This is a genomic window from Xanthomonas sp. CFBP 8152, from assembly GCF_014199025.1.
In the GTDB taxonomy this organism is placed as follows: domain Bacteria; phylum Pseudomonadota; class Gammaproteobacteria; order Xanthomonadales; family Xanthomonadaceae; genus Xanthomonas; species Xanthomonas arboricola_B.
In genome coordinates, this window is record NZ_JACHNO010000002.1 from 262,118 (window position 1) to 276,095 (window position 13,978).

At 62.4% G+C, this 13,978-nt stretch carries 12 protein-coding genes and 5 tRNA genes; all 17 read right to left on the reverse strand.

Annotation, left to right across the window (positions count from 1 at the left end; translation table 11 throughout):
- Positions 1-28: 28 nt before the first annotated feature.
- The 17 genes from rpoB to FHT09_RS08865 all read right to left on the reverse strand — a co-directional run bounded on the left by rpoB (position 29) and on the right by FHT09_RS08865 (position 13,976).
- Positions 29-4,180, reverse strand: coding sequence for a DNA-directed RNA polymerase subunit beta (gene rpoB, locus FHT09_RS08785; RefSeq protein ID WP_016900677.1), 4,152 nt, complete (start codon positions 4,178-4,180; stop codon positions 29-31).
- Between the two features lie 299 nt (positions 4,181-4,479).
- Positions 4,480-4,845: a 50S ribosomal protein L7/L12 gene (gene rplL, locus FHT09_RS08790; protein ID WP_008574194.1), complete on the reverse strand. Its 366-nt coding sequence runs from the start codon at positions 4,843-4,845 to the stop codon at positions 4,480-4,482.
- Between the two features lie 54 nt (positions 4,846-4,899).
- Positions 4,900-5,433 (reverse strand): 50S ribosomal protein L10, encoded by a 534-nt coding sequence (gene rplJ / locus FHT09_RS08795; protein ID WP_016900680.1) that lies wholly within the window; start codon positions 5,431-5,433, stop codon positions 4,900-4,902.
- A 546-nt stretch (positions 5,434-5,979) separates the two neighbouring features.
- Positions 5,980-6,678 (reverse strand): 50S ribosomal protein L1, encoded by a 699-nt coding sequence (rplA, locus tag FHT09_RS08800; protein WP_016900681.1) that lies wholly within the window; start codon positions 6,676-6,678, stop codon positions 5,980-5,982.
- A gap of 3 nt (positions 6,679-6,681) precedes the next feature.
- On the reverse strand, positions 6,682-7,110 hold the full coding sequence (rplK, locus tag FHT09_RS08805) for a 50S ribosomal protein L11 (RefSeq protein WP_016900682.1): 429 nt from the start codon (positions 7,108-7,110) through the stop codon (positions 6,682-6,684).
- 199 nt (positions 7,111-7,309) lie between these two features.
- Positions 7,310-7,867, reverse strand: coding sequence for a transcription termination/antitermination protein NusG (nusG, locus tag FHT09_RS08810; protein ID WP_016900683.1), 558 nt, complete (start codon positions 7,865-7,867; stop codon positions 7,310-7,312).
- A gap of 13 nt (positions 7,868-7,880) precedes the next feature.
- Complete coding sequence (gene secE, locus FHT09_RS08815; protein ID WP_104607505.1) at positions 7,881-8,291, reverse strand: preprotein translocase subunit SecE; 411 nt, start codon at positions 8,289-8,291, stop codon at positions 7,881-7,883.
- Between the two features lie 49 nt (positions 8,292-8,340).
- A tRNA-Trp gene (locus FHT09_RS08820) sits at positions 8,341-8,416 on the reverse strand.
- A gap of 106 nt (positions 8,417-8,522) precedes the next feature.
- On the reverse strand, positions 8,523-9,713 hold the full coding sequence (gene tuf, locus FHT09_RS08825) for an elongation factor Tu (RefSeq protein WP_104538414.1): 1,191 nt from the start codon (positions 9,711-9,713) through the stop codon (positions 8,523-8,525).
- A gap of 46 nt (positions 9,714-9,759) precedes the next feature.
- Positions 9,760-9,835: transfer RNA gene (locus FHT09_RS08830), tRNA-Thr, on the reverse strand.
- Positions 9,836-9,868: 33 nt separating this feature from the next.
- A tRNA-Gly gene (locus FHT09_RS08835) sits at positions 9,869-9,942 on the reverse strand.
- A gap of 29 nt (positions 9,943-9,971) precedes the next feature.
- A tRNA-Tyr gene (locus FHT09_RS08840) sits at positions 9,972-10,057 on the reverse strand.
- A gap of 154 nt (positions 10,058-10,211) precedes the next feature.
- Positions 10,212-11,303, reverse strand: a complete 1,092-nt coding sequence (gene ychF, locus FHT09_RS08845) for a redox-regulated ATPase YchF (protein WP_104538415.1) — start codon at positions 11,301-11,303, stop codon at positions 10,212-10,214.
- Between the two features lie 77 nt (positions 11,304-11,380).
- Positions 11,381-11,959: an aminoacyl-tRNA hydrolase gene (gene pth, locus FHT09_RS08850; protein WP_104604300.1), complete on the reverse strand. Its 579-nt coding sequence runs from the start codon at positions 11,957-11,959 to the stop codon at positions 11,381-11,383.
- Positions 11,960-12,008: 49 nt separating this feature from the next.
- Complete coding sequence (locus FHT09_RS08855; RefSeq protein WP_016900688.1) at positions 12,009-12,644, reverse strand: 50S ribosomal protein L25/general stress protein Ctc; 636 nt, start codon at positions 12,642-12,644, stop codon at positions 12,009-12,011.
- Between the two features lie 109 nt (positions 12,645-12,753).
- The gene (locus tag FHT09_RS08860; RefSeq protein ID WP_002811729.1) at positions 12,754-13,713 is read right to left on the reverse strand and encodes a ribose-phosphate diphosphokinase; all 960 of its coding nucleotides are present in this window, start codon (positions 13,711-13,713) and stop codon (positions 12,754-12,756) included.
- A 186-nt stretch (positions 13,714-13,899) separates the two neighbouring features.
- A tRNA-Gln gene (locus FHT09_RS08865) sits at positions 13,900-13,976 on the reverse strand.
- Between the last annotated feature and the right edge of the window lie 2 nt (positions 13,977-13,978).

The following is a 13,978-nucleotide window of genomic DNA, read 5'->3' on the forward strand; positions in this document are numbered from 1 at the left end:
CGCAGCGCGGCGCAGGGATCCGTCTCGATCACTCTTCCAGTTCCATGTTGATCGCCAGCGAGCGGATTTCCTTCACCAACACGTTGAAGGATTCCGGCATGCCCGCGACCATCTCGTGCTCACCATCGACGATGTTCTTGTACATCTGGTTGCGGCCCTGCACGTCGTCGGACTTCACCGTCAGCATTTCCTGCAGGGTGTAGGCCGCACCGTAGGCTTCCAGCGCCCAGACTTCCATCTCACCGAAGCGCTGACCACCGAACTGCGCCTTGCCGCCCAGCGGCTGCTGGGTGACGAGCGAGTACGGACCGGTCGAGCGCGCATGCATCTTGTCGTCGACCAGGTGGTTCAACTTCAGGTAGTGCATGTAGCCGACCGTGGTCTTGCGATCGAACGCTTCGCCGGTACGACCGTCGTACAACTGGGTCTGGCCGCTCTGCGGCAATTCAGCCAGTTCCAGCATGCGCTTGATTTCCGCTTCGCTGGCGCCGTCGAACACCGGGGTGGCCATCGGCACGCCATCGATCAGGTTCTTGCCCAGGTTGAGCAATTCCTCATCGCTGAACTGCGACAGGTCCACGCGCTGTGCATTGATCGCGCTGTCGTGGTTGTAGATGTCGTCCAGGAACTTGCGCAGCTCGCTGACCGCCGCCTGGGCTTCCAGCATGCGCTGGATCTTGCGACCCAGGCCCTTGGCAGCCCAGCCCAGGTGCACTTCCAGAATCTGGCCGATGTTCATACGCGACGGCACGCCGAGCGGGTTCAGCACGATGTCGACCGGCTCGCCGGTGGCCATGTACGGCATGTCCTCGACCGGCACGACGTTGGAGACCACACCCTTGTTGCCGTGGCGGCCTGCCATCTTGTCGCCCGGCTGGATGCGGCGCTTCACTGCCAGGAACACCTTGACCATCTTCAGCACGCCCGGTGCGAGGTCGTCGCCCTGGGTGATCTTGCCGCGCTTGTCGGCGAAGCGTGCTTCGAATTCCTTCTCGTGCGCCTGGATCTGCTTCTGCGCGCGCTCGATGGCGTCGGCTGCGTCTTCGTCCTTCATGCGCAGCTGGAACCAATCGGACTTCTTCAGCCCGTCCAGATACGCGTCGGTGACGTTGTCGCCCTTCTTCAGGTTCGGACCACCGTTGGCGACCTTGCCCACGATCTGCGAGCGCAGACGTGCGTAGATGGCCGCTTCCAGGATGCGGAACTGGTCGTCGAAGTCCTTCTTGACGCGCTTGATCTCGGACTCTTCGATCTGACGCGCACGCTTGTCCTTCTCGATGCCGTCGCGGGTGAAGACCTGCACGTCGATGACGGTGCCGTCCATGCCCGGGGGCACGCGCAGCGAGCTGTCCTTCACGTCGGACGCCTTCTCACCGAAGATCGCACGCAGCAGCTTTTCTTCCGGAGTCAGCTGGCTCTCGCCCTTCGGCGTGACCTTGCCCACCATGATGTCGCCGGCACGCACTTCCGCACCGATGTACACCACGCCGCTCTCGTCCAGGCGGTTCAGCGCCTGCTCGGACACGTTCGGGATGTCGGCGGAAATTTCCTCCGGCCCCAGCTTGGTGTCGCGCGCAACGCAGGTCAGTTCTTCGATGTGGATCGTGGTGTAACGATCTTCTTCCACCACGCGCTCGGAGAGCAGGATGGAGTCTTCGAAGTTGTAGCCGTTCCACGGCATGAACGCGATCAGCATGTTCTGACCCAGCGCCAGCTCACCGATGTCGGTGGACGGGCCGTCGGCCAGCACGTCGCCGCGCGCGATCACGTCGCCCACGTTCACCAGCGGACGCTGGTTGATGCAGGTGTTCTGGTTGGAGCGGGTGTACTTGATCAGGTTGTAGATATCCACGCCGGCATCGGTGCCGCCGCCGATTTCTGCCTCGTTGACCTTGACCACGATGCGGGCCGCGTCGATCTGCTCGATCACGCCGCCACGCAAGGCGTTCACGGTCACGCCCGAGTCGCGCGCAACCGCGCGCTCGATGCCGGTTCCGACCAGCGGCTTCTGCGAACGCAGCGTCGGCACGGCCTGGCGCTGCATGTTGGCGCCCATCAGTGCGCGGTTGGCGTCGTCGTGCTCCAGGAACGGCACCAGCGCCGCGGCGACCGACACGGTCTGCATCGGCGAGACGTCCATGAAGTGCACTTCGGCCGGCGGCTTGAGCAGCGACTCGCCCTGGAACCGGCACGGCACGAACTGCTCGGTGAGCATGTTCTTGGCATCGGTCAGCGCGTTCGCCTGGGCGATCACGTACTCGTTTTCCTCGATCGCCGACAGGTACTCGACGTCGTCGGAGACCTTGCCGTCCAGCACCTTGCGGTACGGCGTCTCGAGGAAGCCGTACTGGTTGGTGCGGGCGAACACGGCCAGCGAGTTAATCAGGCCGATGTTCGGGCCTTCCGGCGTTTCGATGGTGCAGACGCGGCCGTAATGGGTCGGATGCACGTCGCGCACTTCGAAGCCGGCGCGCTCGCGGGTCAGACCGCCCGGGCCCAGTGCGGAGACGCGACGCTTGTGCGTCACTTCCGACAGCGGGTTGTTCTGATCCATGAACTGCGACAGCTGCGAGGAGCCGAAGAACTCCTTGATCGCCGCAGCCACCGGCTTGGCGTTGATCAGTTCCTGCGGGGTCAGACCCTCGGACTCGGCCATCGACAGGCGCTCCTTGACCGCGCGCTCGACGCGGACCAGGCCCACGCGGAACACGTTCTCGGCCATTTCGCCGACCGAACGCACGCGACGGTTGCCCAGGTGATCGATGTCATCGACCACGCCGCGACCGTTGCGGATCTCGGTGAGCACCTTGATCACTTCCAGGATGTCGGAGGTGTCGGTGTGCTCGGCGACCAGGCGCTTGGATTCCTCGTCGTTGCGCTCGGCAAAGTACTTCTTGTCGTACAGCACCGACTCGCCCAGCACGTCCTTGCGGCCGACGCGACGGTTGAACTTCATGCGGCCGACCGTGGACAGGTCGTAGCGCTCGAAGGTGAAGAACAGGTTGTGGAACAGGTTCTGCGCGGCTTCCTTGGTCGGCGGCTCGCCCGGACGCATCATCCGGTAGATCTCGACCAGCGCTTCGAGCTGGGTCTTGGTCGGATCGATCCGCAGGGTGTTGGACAAATACGGACCGCGATCCAGATCGTTCACCCACAGGGTGCCGACCGCATCGACGCCGGCCTTGCGGAACGCCGCCAGCTGGTCTTCGGTGATCTCGTCGTTGGCATTGGCCAGCAATTCGCCGGTCGAGCCATCGACCACGTCGTGCGACAGGATGCGGGTGAGCAGGTAGTCGTCCGGCACGGCCAGCGCGGCGACGCCGGCAGCTTCGAGCTGCTTGACGTGACGGGCGGTAATGCGCTTGCCCGCCTCCACGATGACCTTGTCGCCATCGGCCAGGTCGAAGTTCAGCGTTTCGCCACGCAGACGCTCCGGCACCAGCTCCAGCTGCACGCCTTCGTCCGGGTTGATGTGGAAGGTGTTGATCTCGAAGAACTCGGCCAGCATCTCTTCGTTGCTGTAACCGAGCGCGCGCAGCAGGATCGACACCGGCAGCTTGCGGCGGCGGTCGATACGGGTGAACAGCGCGTCCTTCGGGTCGAACTCGAAGTCCAGCCAGGAACCGCGATACGGAATGATGCGGGCGCTGTACAGCAGCTTGCCCGAGCTGTGGGTCTTGCCACGGTCGTGGTCGAAGAACACACCCGGCGAACGGTGCAGCTGCGAGACGATGACGCGCTCGGTGCCGTTGACGATGAAGGTGCCGTTGTCGGTCATCAGCGGAATTTCGCCGAGATAGACCTCCTGCTCCTTCACGTACTTGATGGCCTTGGTCGACGACTCGCGGTCGTAGATCACCAGGCGCACGGTCACGCGCAGCGGCGCGCCATAGCTCATGCCGCGCTGACGGCATTCACGCTCGTCAAACACCGGCTGACCCAACTTGTAGCCCACGTATTCCAGCGCGGCATTGCCGCTGTAGCTGGAAATCGGGAACACCGACTTCAGGGCCGCGTGCAGACCGAGGTCCTTACGCTTGTTCGGCTCCACGTCTTCCTGCAGGAATTCGCGATAGGAATCGACCTGGATGGCAAGCAGGAACGGCACTTCGAGAATCGAGCGCTGCTTGCCGAAGTCCTTGCGGATACGCTTTTTTTCGGTGAACGAATAAGACGTCATGAGTCTTCACCCTAGGCTGCGGGGGCCGCGTCGCGGCGGCCCTGAAATAACAAAATTGTCAGTTGGAAGTCGCTGGTATTGCCGGCACCAGCACGCCTTCTCCCGCTACTTCCAACTACCAACTCGGTGAGGCCGGGAATCGGGAATGGAAAAATGGGAATCGGATGAGCACGCGATGTTGCATTTGCGATTCCCCAATCCCGATTCCCGATTTCCGCCCGAAACGGCCAAAGGCCGGGAGCTTTACGCTCCCAGCCTTCAGTGCATCACCATGAAACGCTGGCGATGCAAGGTATTGCTTACTTGATTTCGACCGTCGCGCCGGCTTCGGTCAGTTCCTTCTTGATCTTCTCGGCTTCGTCCTTCGAAGCGCCTTCCTTCAGCATGCCACCGGCTTCGGTCAGATCCTTGGCTTCCTTCAGGCCCAGGCCGGTCACGGCGCGGACAGCCTTGATGACGCCGACCTTGTTGGCGCCGCAGTTGGTCAGCACCACGTTGAACTCGGTCTGCTCTTCAACCACAGCAGCCGGGCCAGCTGCAGCAGCAGCGACCGGAGCGGCAGCGGAGACGCCGAACTTTTCTTCGATGGCCTTGACCAGCTCCATCACTTCCATCAGGGACTTCTCGGCGATGGCGTCGACGATCTGTTCGTTGGTAAGGGACATTGTGATTACCTTTAAATGATTTTCTGGATTGGGGTTCTAGCGAACGCTAGGACATCAAGCTTCGGCAGTCTCGGCGACCGGCGCGGCGGCTTCGTCGCCACCACCCTGCTTGTCGCCCACGGCCTTGACGGCACGGGCAAACATGGCAGCCGGCTCGGACAGCACGCGGGCCAGCATGGCCAGGGCCTGGTCGCGGGTCGGCAGCGAAGCCAACACGTCGACGTGGCCGGCCGGGAACAGTTCCCCGCCGATGGACACGACCTTGGCCTGCAACTTGTCGTTGCCCTTGGCGAATTCCTTGATCAGGCGACCGGCAGCGCCGGGCTCCTCCATCGAAAACGCATACAGCAAAGGACCGACCAGCTTGTCAGCGACGACAGCGAAATCAGTACCTTCAACGGCGCGCGCAGCCAGGGTGTTCTTGACAACTTTCAAGAACACGCCGGTTTCGCGTGCCTGCTTGCGCATCGCGGTCATCTGGGAGACCGTGATGCCAGCGTATTCGGCGGCGATCAAGGAGTGAGCCTTGGCGGCGATGTCTGCCAGCTCGGCGACTACTTCTTGCTTCTGAGACAGATTGAGAGCCATTGCACTCCTCCGTTAAAGCTGGGATTCGGAATTGGTGATTGGGGATTCGCCAGAGCCGTGAAGCAGCTTGCAAATCCTCAATGCCGAATCCCTCATCCCCGCTTCAAACTACTCCGCTCGCGGCTCCTGCCGGTTGCGGTCCAGGGCAGCCTCCTTCCTGGAAGCCGGGAACATCGACCGATGTTCCTTTGGTGGCCGTTCTAGACCTGGAGTGGGCTCGATCCGGGATGTCCCAGACGCGCGTAAACCAGAAAGCTCCAGAAGGGCGACACCATCTACGCCGGCCGGCTCTTGCGAACCTGATTAAGCGATCCCGCTGCATCGACGGCGACTCCCTGCCAGTGCGAGCATCCATGCCCGTCGTCGATCTGCGCTGACCGCGCCTGCGGTCTTTGACGGCTACCGCCGGACATGCCGGCGATCGCCTTCAAAATGTCCGTTACCCCAAAGGAGGGAACGGACTCCCAGCACACGGTGACCCGGGCCGGAAAAACAATGCTGTACTACATCGACGGGTCAGGCCCATGACAGGCCCGACCCCTCAACTCACTTCAGCGCAAGGCTGGACTGGTCGACGGTCACACCAGGACCCATCGTCGAGCTGACCGACACCTTCTGCAGGTAGGTCCCCTTCGAGGTGGCCGGCTTGGCCTTGATCAGGTCCAGCAGCAGCGCCTGCAGGTTCGACTTCAGCGCTTCGTCATCGAAGCTGGCCTTGCCGATGGTGCAGTGGATGATACCGGCCTTGTCGGTGCGGTAACGCACCTGACCCGACTTGGCATTCTTGACCGCTTCGCCCGGGTTGGCCGACACGGTGCCGACCTTCGGGTTCGGCATCAGGCCGCGCGGGCCCAGCAGCGTGCCGAGCTTACCGACGACGCGCATCGCGTCCGGGGTGGCGATGACCACGTCGTAGCTCAGATCGCCAGCCTGCATCTTCTCGGCCAGGTCATCCATGCCCACCGCCTCGGCACCAGCGGCCAGGGCTTCGTCGGCCTTGGCACCGGCCGGTGCGAACACGGCAACGCGAACGCTCTTGCCGGTACCGGCCGGCAGCACGGTCGAACCGCGCACCTGCTGGTCGGACTTCTTGGCGTCCACACCCAGGCGCACGGCAACGTCGATCGACTCGACGAACTTGGCCTTGGTCACGGTCTTCAGGATCTTGATTGCGTCTTCGAAGGCATAGGTCTTGCCCGGAACGACAGCGGCCGCAATGGCCTTAACGCGCTTGCTCTGTGCCATGTCTTAGCCCTCCACCGTCAAACCCATGCTGCGGGCAGAACCCGCAATCGTGCGCACTGCCGCTTCCAGCTCGGCCGCCGTCAAATCGGCTTCCTTGACCTTGGCGATCTCTTCCAGTTGCTTGCGCGTCACCTTGCCCACCTTGTCGGTGTTGGGGCGCTTGGAACCGGACGTCACGCCTGCAGCCTTCTTGAGCAGCACGCTGGCCGGGGTGCTCTTGGTGATGAAAGTGAAGGTACGGTCGGAATACGCAGTGATGACCACCGGCGTCGGCAGACCCGGCTCCAGCTTGGACGTGGCCGCGTTGAACGCCTTGCAGAATTCCATGATGTTCAGACCGCGCTGACCCAGTGCAGGGCCGACCGGCGGCGCAGGATTGGCCTGACCGGCCTTGACCTGCAACTTGATGTAAGCAGTTATCTTCTTTGCCATTTCGATACTCTCCGGGTGCTAGCGCCTAATCTGCAGGCTCCCCATCGGACCGGGAAATCACGTGTCCCGGCTTCACGCTTTTGACCACACGCAGATGGCTGCCATGCGGCAGCCATTGGTTCCCGGCGATTCGCCAAGTCAGCGAGCCGCGCACTATAGCAGCATTCAAGGCGGGCGCCTAGACAGCGCCCGGCCGGCGTCAGCCCTTCTCGACCTGACCGAACTCGAGCTCGACCGGCGTGGAGCGACCGAAGATGAGCACGGCAACCCGCAACCTGCTCTTCTCGTAATTGACTTCTTCCACCACGCCATTGAAGTCGTTGAACGGACCATCGGTGACGCGCACCATCTGACCCGGCTCAAACAATACCTTCGGACGCGGCTTCTCGACGCCGTCCTGCACACGCTGCAGGATCGCATCGGCTTCTTCGTCGCGAATCGGCAACGGACGGTCGGCGGTGCCACCAATGAAACCCATCACCTTGGAAGTCTCCTTCACCAGGTGCCAGCTTTCATTGTCGATGCGCGGAATACCGGCTTCTTCGTGGGTCTCGATCTGCACCAGCACATAGCCGGGGAAGAACTTGCGCTCGGACCGGCGCTTTTGGCCGGCACGCATTTCGATGACCTCTTCGGTCGGCACCAGCACGTCGCCGAAACGGTCTTCCATTTCGGTACGGGCGATACGGTCGCGCAATGCCTGCGCAACGGATTTTTCGAAGCCTGAATAGGCGTGAACGACATACCAACGCTTCACTGCTTGATTCTCCTCAACGAGCCAGGAACCACTGCGTGAGCTTCTGGATGACAAAGTCGAAGCCGCCCAACAGCAAACTCAGAATGATCACAACAACAATTACGACCCAGGTCGTACGAATGGCTTCCTGGCGCGTCGGCCAGACTACCTTGCGCAACTCGAACCTGGATTCGGACATGAATTCGCGGGTGTCCCGGCCTTTGCCGGTTCCCAAAAACACAAACGCACCCGCCACCAGACCCACGATCACGGCCAGCGCACGCAATTGCGGCGTCCAGGCTCCAAACTGCGTGGCACGCTCGGGCGCAGAAAACCAGAACCACACAAACAACCCCGCGATCACCAGGAGCGCGGAGATGACGTATTTCACGATATCAGCGCTGGCAGCAGACGCGCTTTTGGAAGGCTCGATTTTGCTATTCATCCGGCTCTAGTTACCGATCTGACCCGAGTCGCTGGGCCGGAAAGAGGAGTGGCACGCCAGGAGGGACTCGAACCCCCAACCTGCGGTTTTGGAGACCGCTGCTCTGCCAATTGAGCTACTGGCGTATGTACTCGTTTACCGCCAACCCTAAGACAACGAAGGCGGACCGCGGTTCAGCCGGCCCGCCATTCGTTTGAATCCAGCCGCCACAAGGCGGCTGGACGCAGGCACTTACTTGACGATCTTGGCAACCACGCCGGCGCCGACGGTACGACCGCCTTCACGGATGGCGAAGCGCAGACCTTCGTCCATCGCGACCGGGTTGATCAGGGTCACGACCATCTTCACGTTGTCGCCCGGCATCACCATCTCCACGCCTTCCGGCAGCTGGCAAGCGCCAGTGATGTCGGTGGTGCGGAAGTAGAACTGCGGACGGTAGCCCTTGAAGAACGGGGTATGACGGCCACCCTCATCCTTGGACAGCACGTACACTTCGGCCTCGAACTCGGTATGCGGCTTGATCGAACCCGGCTTGCACAGCACTTGGCCGCGCTCGACGTCGTCACGCTTGGTGCCGCGCAGCAGCAGACCGGCGTTGTCGCCTGCCTGACCCTGGTCCAGCAGCTTGCGGAACATTTCCACGCCGGTGACGGTGGTCTTCTGGGTGTCACGGATACCGACGATTTCGATTTCGTCGCCGACCTTGATGATGCCGCGCTCGATACGACCGGTCACCACGGTGCCGCGGCCGGAGATCGAGAACACGTCTTCGACCGGCATCAGGAACGGACGATCGACGTCACGGGTCGGCTCCGGAATAAACGAATCCAGCGCCTCGACCAGCTTCAGGATCGCCGGCACGCCGATCTCGCTCTGGTCGCCGTCCAGCGCCAGACGCGCCGAACCGTGGATGATCGGGGTGTCATCGCCCGGGAAGTCGTACTTGCTCAGCAGCTCGCGCACTTCCATCTCGACCAGCTCGAGCAGCTCGGCATCGTCGACCATGTCGGCCTTGTTCAGGAACACGACGATGTGCGGCACACCGACCTGACGCGAGAGCAGGATGTGCTCGCGGGTCTGCGGCATCGGGCCGTCGGCAGCCGAACACACCAGGATCGCGCCGTCCATCTGCGCCGCACCGGTGATCATGTTCTTGACATAGTCGGCGTGGCCGGGGCAATCGACGTGCGCGTAGTGACGGCTCGGGGATTCGTATTCGACGTGGGCGGTCGAAATCGTGATGCCGCGCGCCTTCTCTTCCGGCGCCGCATCGATCGCGTCATACGCCTTGAACTCGCCACCGAAACGCTCAGCACCGATCTTGGTCAGCGCGGCTGTCAACGTGGTCTTGCCATGGTCGACGTGACCGATGGTGCCGACGTTCACGTGCGGCTTGGTGCGCTCAAATTTAGCTTTTGCCATGGGTGCGTGTCTCGGTAATCGTTTGGAGTTGAAGACGATTGAGTAGTGGTGCTCACGAAAGGAATCGAACCTTCGACCTCCTCCTTACCAAGGAGGTGCTCTACCGACTGAGCTACGTGAGCGAGTTTTGCATTATGCCATGCATTTGCGTTCAATGGAGCGGGAGACGGGAATCGAACCCGCACCATCAGCTTGGAAGGCTGAGGTTCTACCGTTGAACTACTCCCGCGCCGGGAACTGCATGCCACAACGTGAAACTGGTGGAGGGAGGTGGATTCGAACCACCGAAGGCGTAAGCCAGCAGATTTACAGTCTGCCCCCGTTGGCCGCTTGGGTATCCCTCCAGCTTTTACGACCGGACCGATGCGCGATGAGGCGAATTCGGTTCGGGGTGAAGCAGCCCGTTATTTTGTTGTGGGACGCATGCAGTGTCAACAAAAATTTTGAGCAAATCGTCAGTGCCGAATCTGCGCGACCATCGGGGTCGCGCGCAACCGGTCAGACGTTGAAGCGGAAGTGCAGCACGTCGCCTTCCTGCACGCGGTATTCCTTGCCTTCCAGACGCAGACGCCCCGCATCGCGCGCACCGGCTTCGCCGCGGTGCTTGATGAAGTCGTCGAAGCCGATCGTCTCGGCGCGGATGAAGCCCTTCTCGAAGTCGGTATGGATCACCGCTGCCGCCTGCGGCGCGGTCGAGCCAGCCCTGACCGTCCACGCACGCACTTCCTTGACGCCGGCAGTGAAGTAGGTCTGCAGGCCAAGCAGCTTGTAGGCGGCGCGGATGACGCGATTCAGACCCGGCTCGTCCAGGCCCAGATCGGCCAGGAAGGTGTCGCGATCGGCGTCGTCGAGCTGCGACAGCTCTTCTTCGATCGCTGCCGAGACCGGCACCACTTCCGCGCCTTCGGCCAACGCATGCTCACGCACCGCGTCCAGGTGCGGATTGTTCTCGAAGCCGTCCTCAAGCACGTTGGCGATGTACATCACCGGCTTGAGCGTCAACAGGAACAGGTCGCGCACCAGCGCCTTTTCATCGTCGTCCAGACCGGCTGCGCGCCCTGCCTTGCCGTCGGCCAGCGCAGCCTGCAGCTTGGCCAGCACCGGCTTGCGCGCCGCTGCGTCCTTGTCGCCGCCCTTGGCACTGCGCTCGGCCCGGTTGAGCGCCTTTTCCACGCTGTCCAGATCGGCCAATGCCAGCTCGGTGTCGATGGTCGCGATATCGCTGATCGGGTCGACCTTGTTGTTCACATGGATGACGTCGTCGTTTTCGAAGCAACGCACCACGTGGGTGATCGCATCGACCTCGCGGATATGCGCCAGGAACTTGTTGCCCAGCCCTTCGCCGCTTGCCGCACCCGCTACCAGGCCGGCGATATCGACGAACTCGACCGCCGTCGGAATCAGCTTCTGCGGCTTGACGATCTCAGCCAGCTGATTGAGACGCGGATCCGGCACCGGCACGATGCCGACATTCGGCTCGATGGTGCAGAACGGAAAATTGGCCGCAGCGATGCCCGCCTTGGTCAGCGCATTGAACAGGGTCGACTTGCCGACGTTGGGCAGGCCGACGATGCCGCATTTGATACCCATGGGTTTTCCAGTGAATGGAGAATCGGGAATCGAGAATGGCAAGAGCAACGCTCCTCCCATTCCCGATTCCCCATTCTCTATTTTTCCGTATGCAGGCGCTTCATCGCCTCGTTGAAATTATCTTCCATTGCCAGCGGCAGCACATCGATGGCTGCGTCCACCGCATTACCGATTGCCGCGTCGTCGTCGCGCCCTGCCCGTCCCAGCACCCATGGCACCACGCGGTCCTTGTGGCCGGGATGGCCGATACCGATCCGCAGGCGATGAAATTTGCCGTGCCCCAGCAGGCCGATGGTATCGCGCAGGCCGTTCTGGCCGCCGTGGCCGCCATCGAACTTGAGCCGCGCGGTACCCGGCGCCAGATCCAGTTCGTCGTGTGCAACGAGCAACTGCTCCGGCTCGATCTTCCAGAACCGCAGCGCGGCGGTGATCGATTTGCCACTGAGATTCATGAAGGTGGCCGGCTTGAGCAGCCAGACCGGCTGCCCGGCGATCTCGACCTTGGCGGTCTCGCCGAACAACTTGGCATCCAGCCCCCAACGCGCGCCATGGCGTTCAACGAGGGCATCGACGAAACGAAACCCGGCGTTGTGCCGGGTTTGCGCGTGTTCCGGACCGGGATTCCCGAGTCCGACAATCAGGCGGAGTGCAGACATGCCAGTGACCGCAGCCGATCCCGCGCAGCGCGAGGGATCGGCCGACGGCTTACTTGGTCTCGGCGCCTTCGCTGCCTTCTTCACCGGCAGCGTCTTCTTCCTCGATCCGCACGTGCTTGGCAGCAACCACCGCCACGTCGTGCTCCTTGCCCAGCTTCAGCTCCGGAATTTCCACACCGGCCGGCAGCTTGATCTCGGACAAGTGGATCACGTTGCCCACTTCCAGGGCGCCCAGATCCACTTCGATGAACTCCGGCAGATCCTTCGGCAGGCAGACCACCTGAACTTCGTTGAGTTCATGGGTGACGACCACTTCGCTGGACTTACCGGCCGGCGAGGCCGCTTCGTTGATGAAGTGCAGCGGCACGGCGGCGCTGAGCTTCTCGTTGGCGCTGACGCGCTGGAAGTCGATATGGATGATCAGCTGCTTGAACGGATGGCGCTGCATGTCGCGCAGCAGCACCTGCTGCACGTCGCCATTGAGGTTCAGGTCGAGGATCGACGAGTAGAACCACTCGTTCTGCTGGGCGAGCCAGATCTGCTCGTGGTTGAGCTGGATGCTGACCGGCTCGAGTTCGCCGCCGTAAACGATGGCCGGAATGACGCCAGCGTGACGTAGGCGGCGGCTCGCACCCTTCCCCTCGTTCGCGCGGCGCTCGACCTTGATTTCATGTGTCTTTGCCATTGGATTTCACTACCTGGTTTGGAATATCGCCTCGCGGCGATGAAGCGTCTCACCCGCGACCAGGCGAGACGGATTGCGGCGCCCGGAACCCCGGGCGCCGAATGCGGAATCAGTCGACGTAGAGCGAACTCACCGACTCGCCGAAGGCGATGCGGCGGATGGTCTCGGCCAGTAGCTCGGCCACGCTGAGCTGACGAATCTTGGCGCAGGTGCGCGCAGCTTCGTTCAACGGAATCGTGTCGGTGACCACCAGCTCGTCGAGCTGCGAATTGTTGATGTTGTCCACCGCCGGGCCGGACAGCACCGGGTGGGTGATATAGGCCACCACCTTGAGCGCGCCGCGCTGCTTCAGCGCTGCGGCCGCCGCGCACAGGGTACCGGCGGTATCGACCAGATCGTCGACCAGCACGCAGGTCTTGCCCTGCACGTCGCCGATGATGTTCATCACCGTGGCGACATTGGCGCGCGGGCGGCGCTTGTCGATGATGGCCAGATCCGCATCGTCCAGACGCTTGGCGACGGCGCGCGCGCGCACCACGCCGCCCACGTCCGGCGATACCACGATCAGGTTGTCGGTGCCGTAGGCGCGCCAGATGTCGGCCAGCAGCAGCGGCGAGGCATAGACGTTGTCGACCGGCACGTCGAAGAAGCCCTGGATCTGGTCGGCATGCAGATCGACCGTCAACACGCGGTCGGCCTCCATGGCGCAGATCATCTTGGCGGCGACCTTGGCGGTGATCGGCACGCGCGAGGAGCGCATCCGGCGGTCCTGGCGCGAGTAGCCGAAATAAGGGATCACCGCGGTCACCGACGCGGCGCTGGCGCGCTTGAGCGCGTCGATCAGCACCAGCAGCTCCATCAGGTTCTCTGCGCTTGGCGCGCAGGTTGGCTGGATCACGAACACTTCCTGCCGGCGCACGCTTTCTTCGATCTCGACCTGCACCTCGCCATCGGAAAAGCGCGTGACCAGCGCCTTGCCCATGCGAACGCCGAGCTCCTTGCAGATGCTCAGGGCAAGCGGCTTGTTGGCATTGCCGGAGAACACCAGCAGATTACGTTGGTCTTGCATGAGATCTCTCGGGCGGCGGCAAAGAGCGTGCGGGCGATGGTGGAGCTGGACAAAGCCGACCAAGTGCCGGGCTTTTATGTGAATCCCCGCACATGGATGTGCGGGCTGTTGCAGGGGACCTGCATATGCGGCTGTTGCAGAGGGACCTGCATGTACGACTGGTGCAGGGGGACCTGCATCAACAACTGGCAGGGGCGGTAGGATTCGAACCTACGAATGCCAGGATCAAAACCTGGTGCCTTGGGCCTCTTGGCGACGCCCCTGC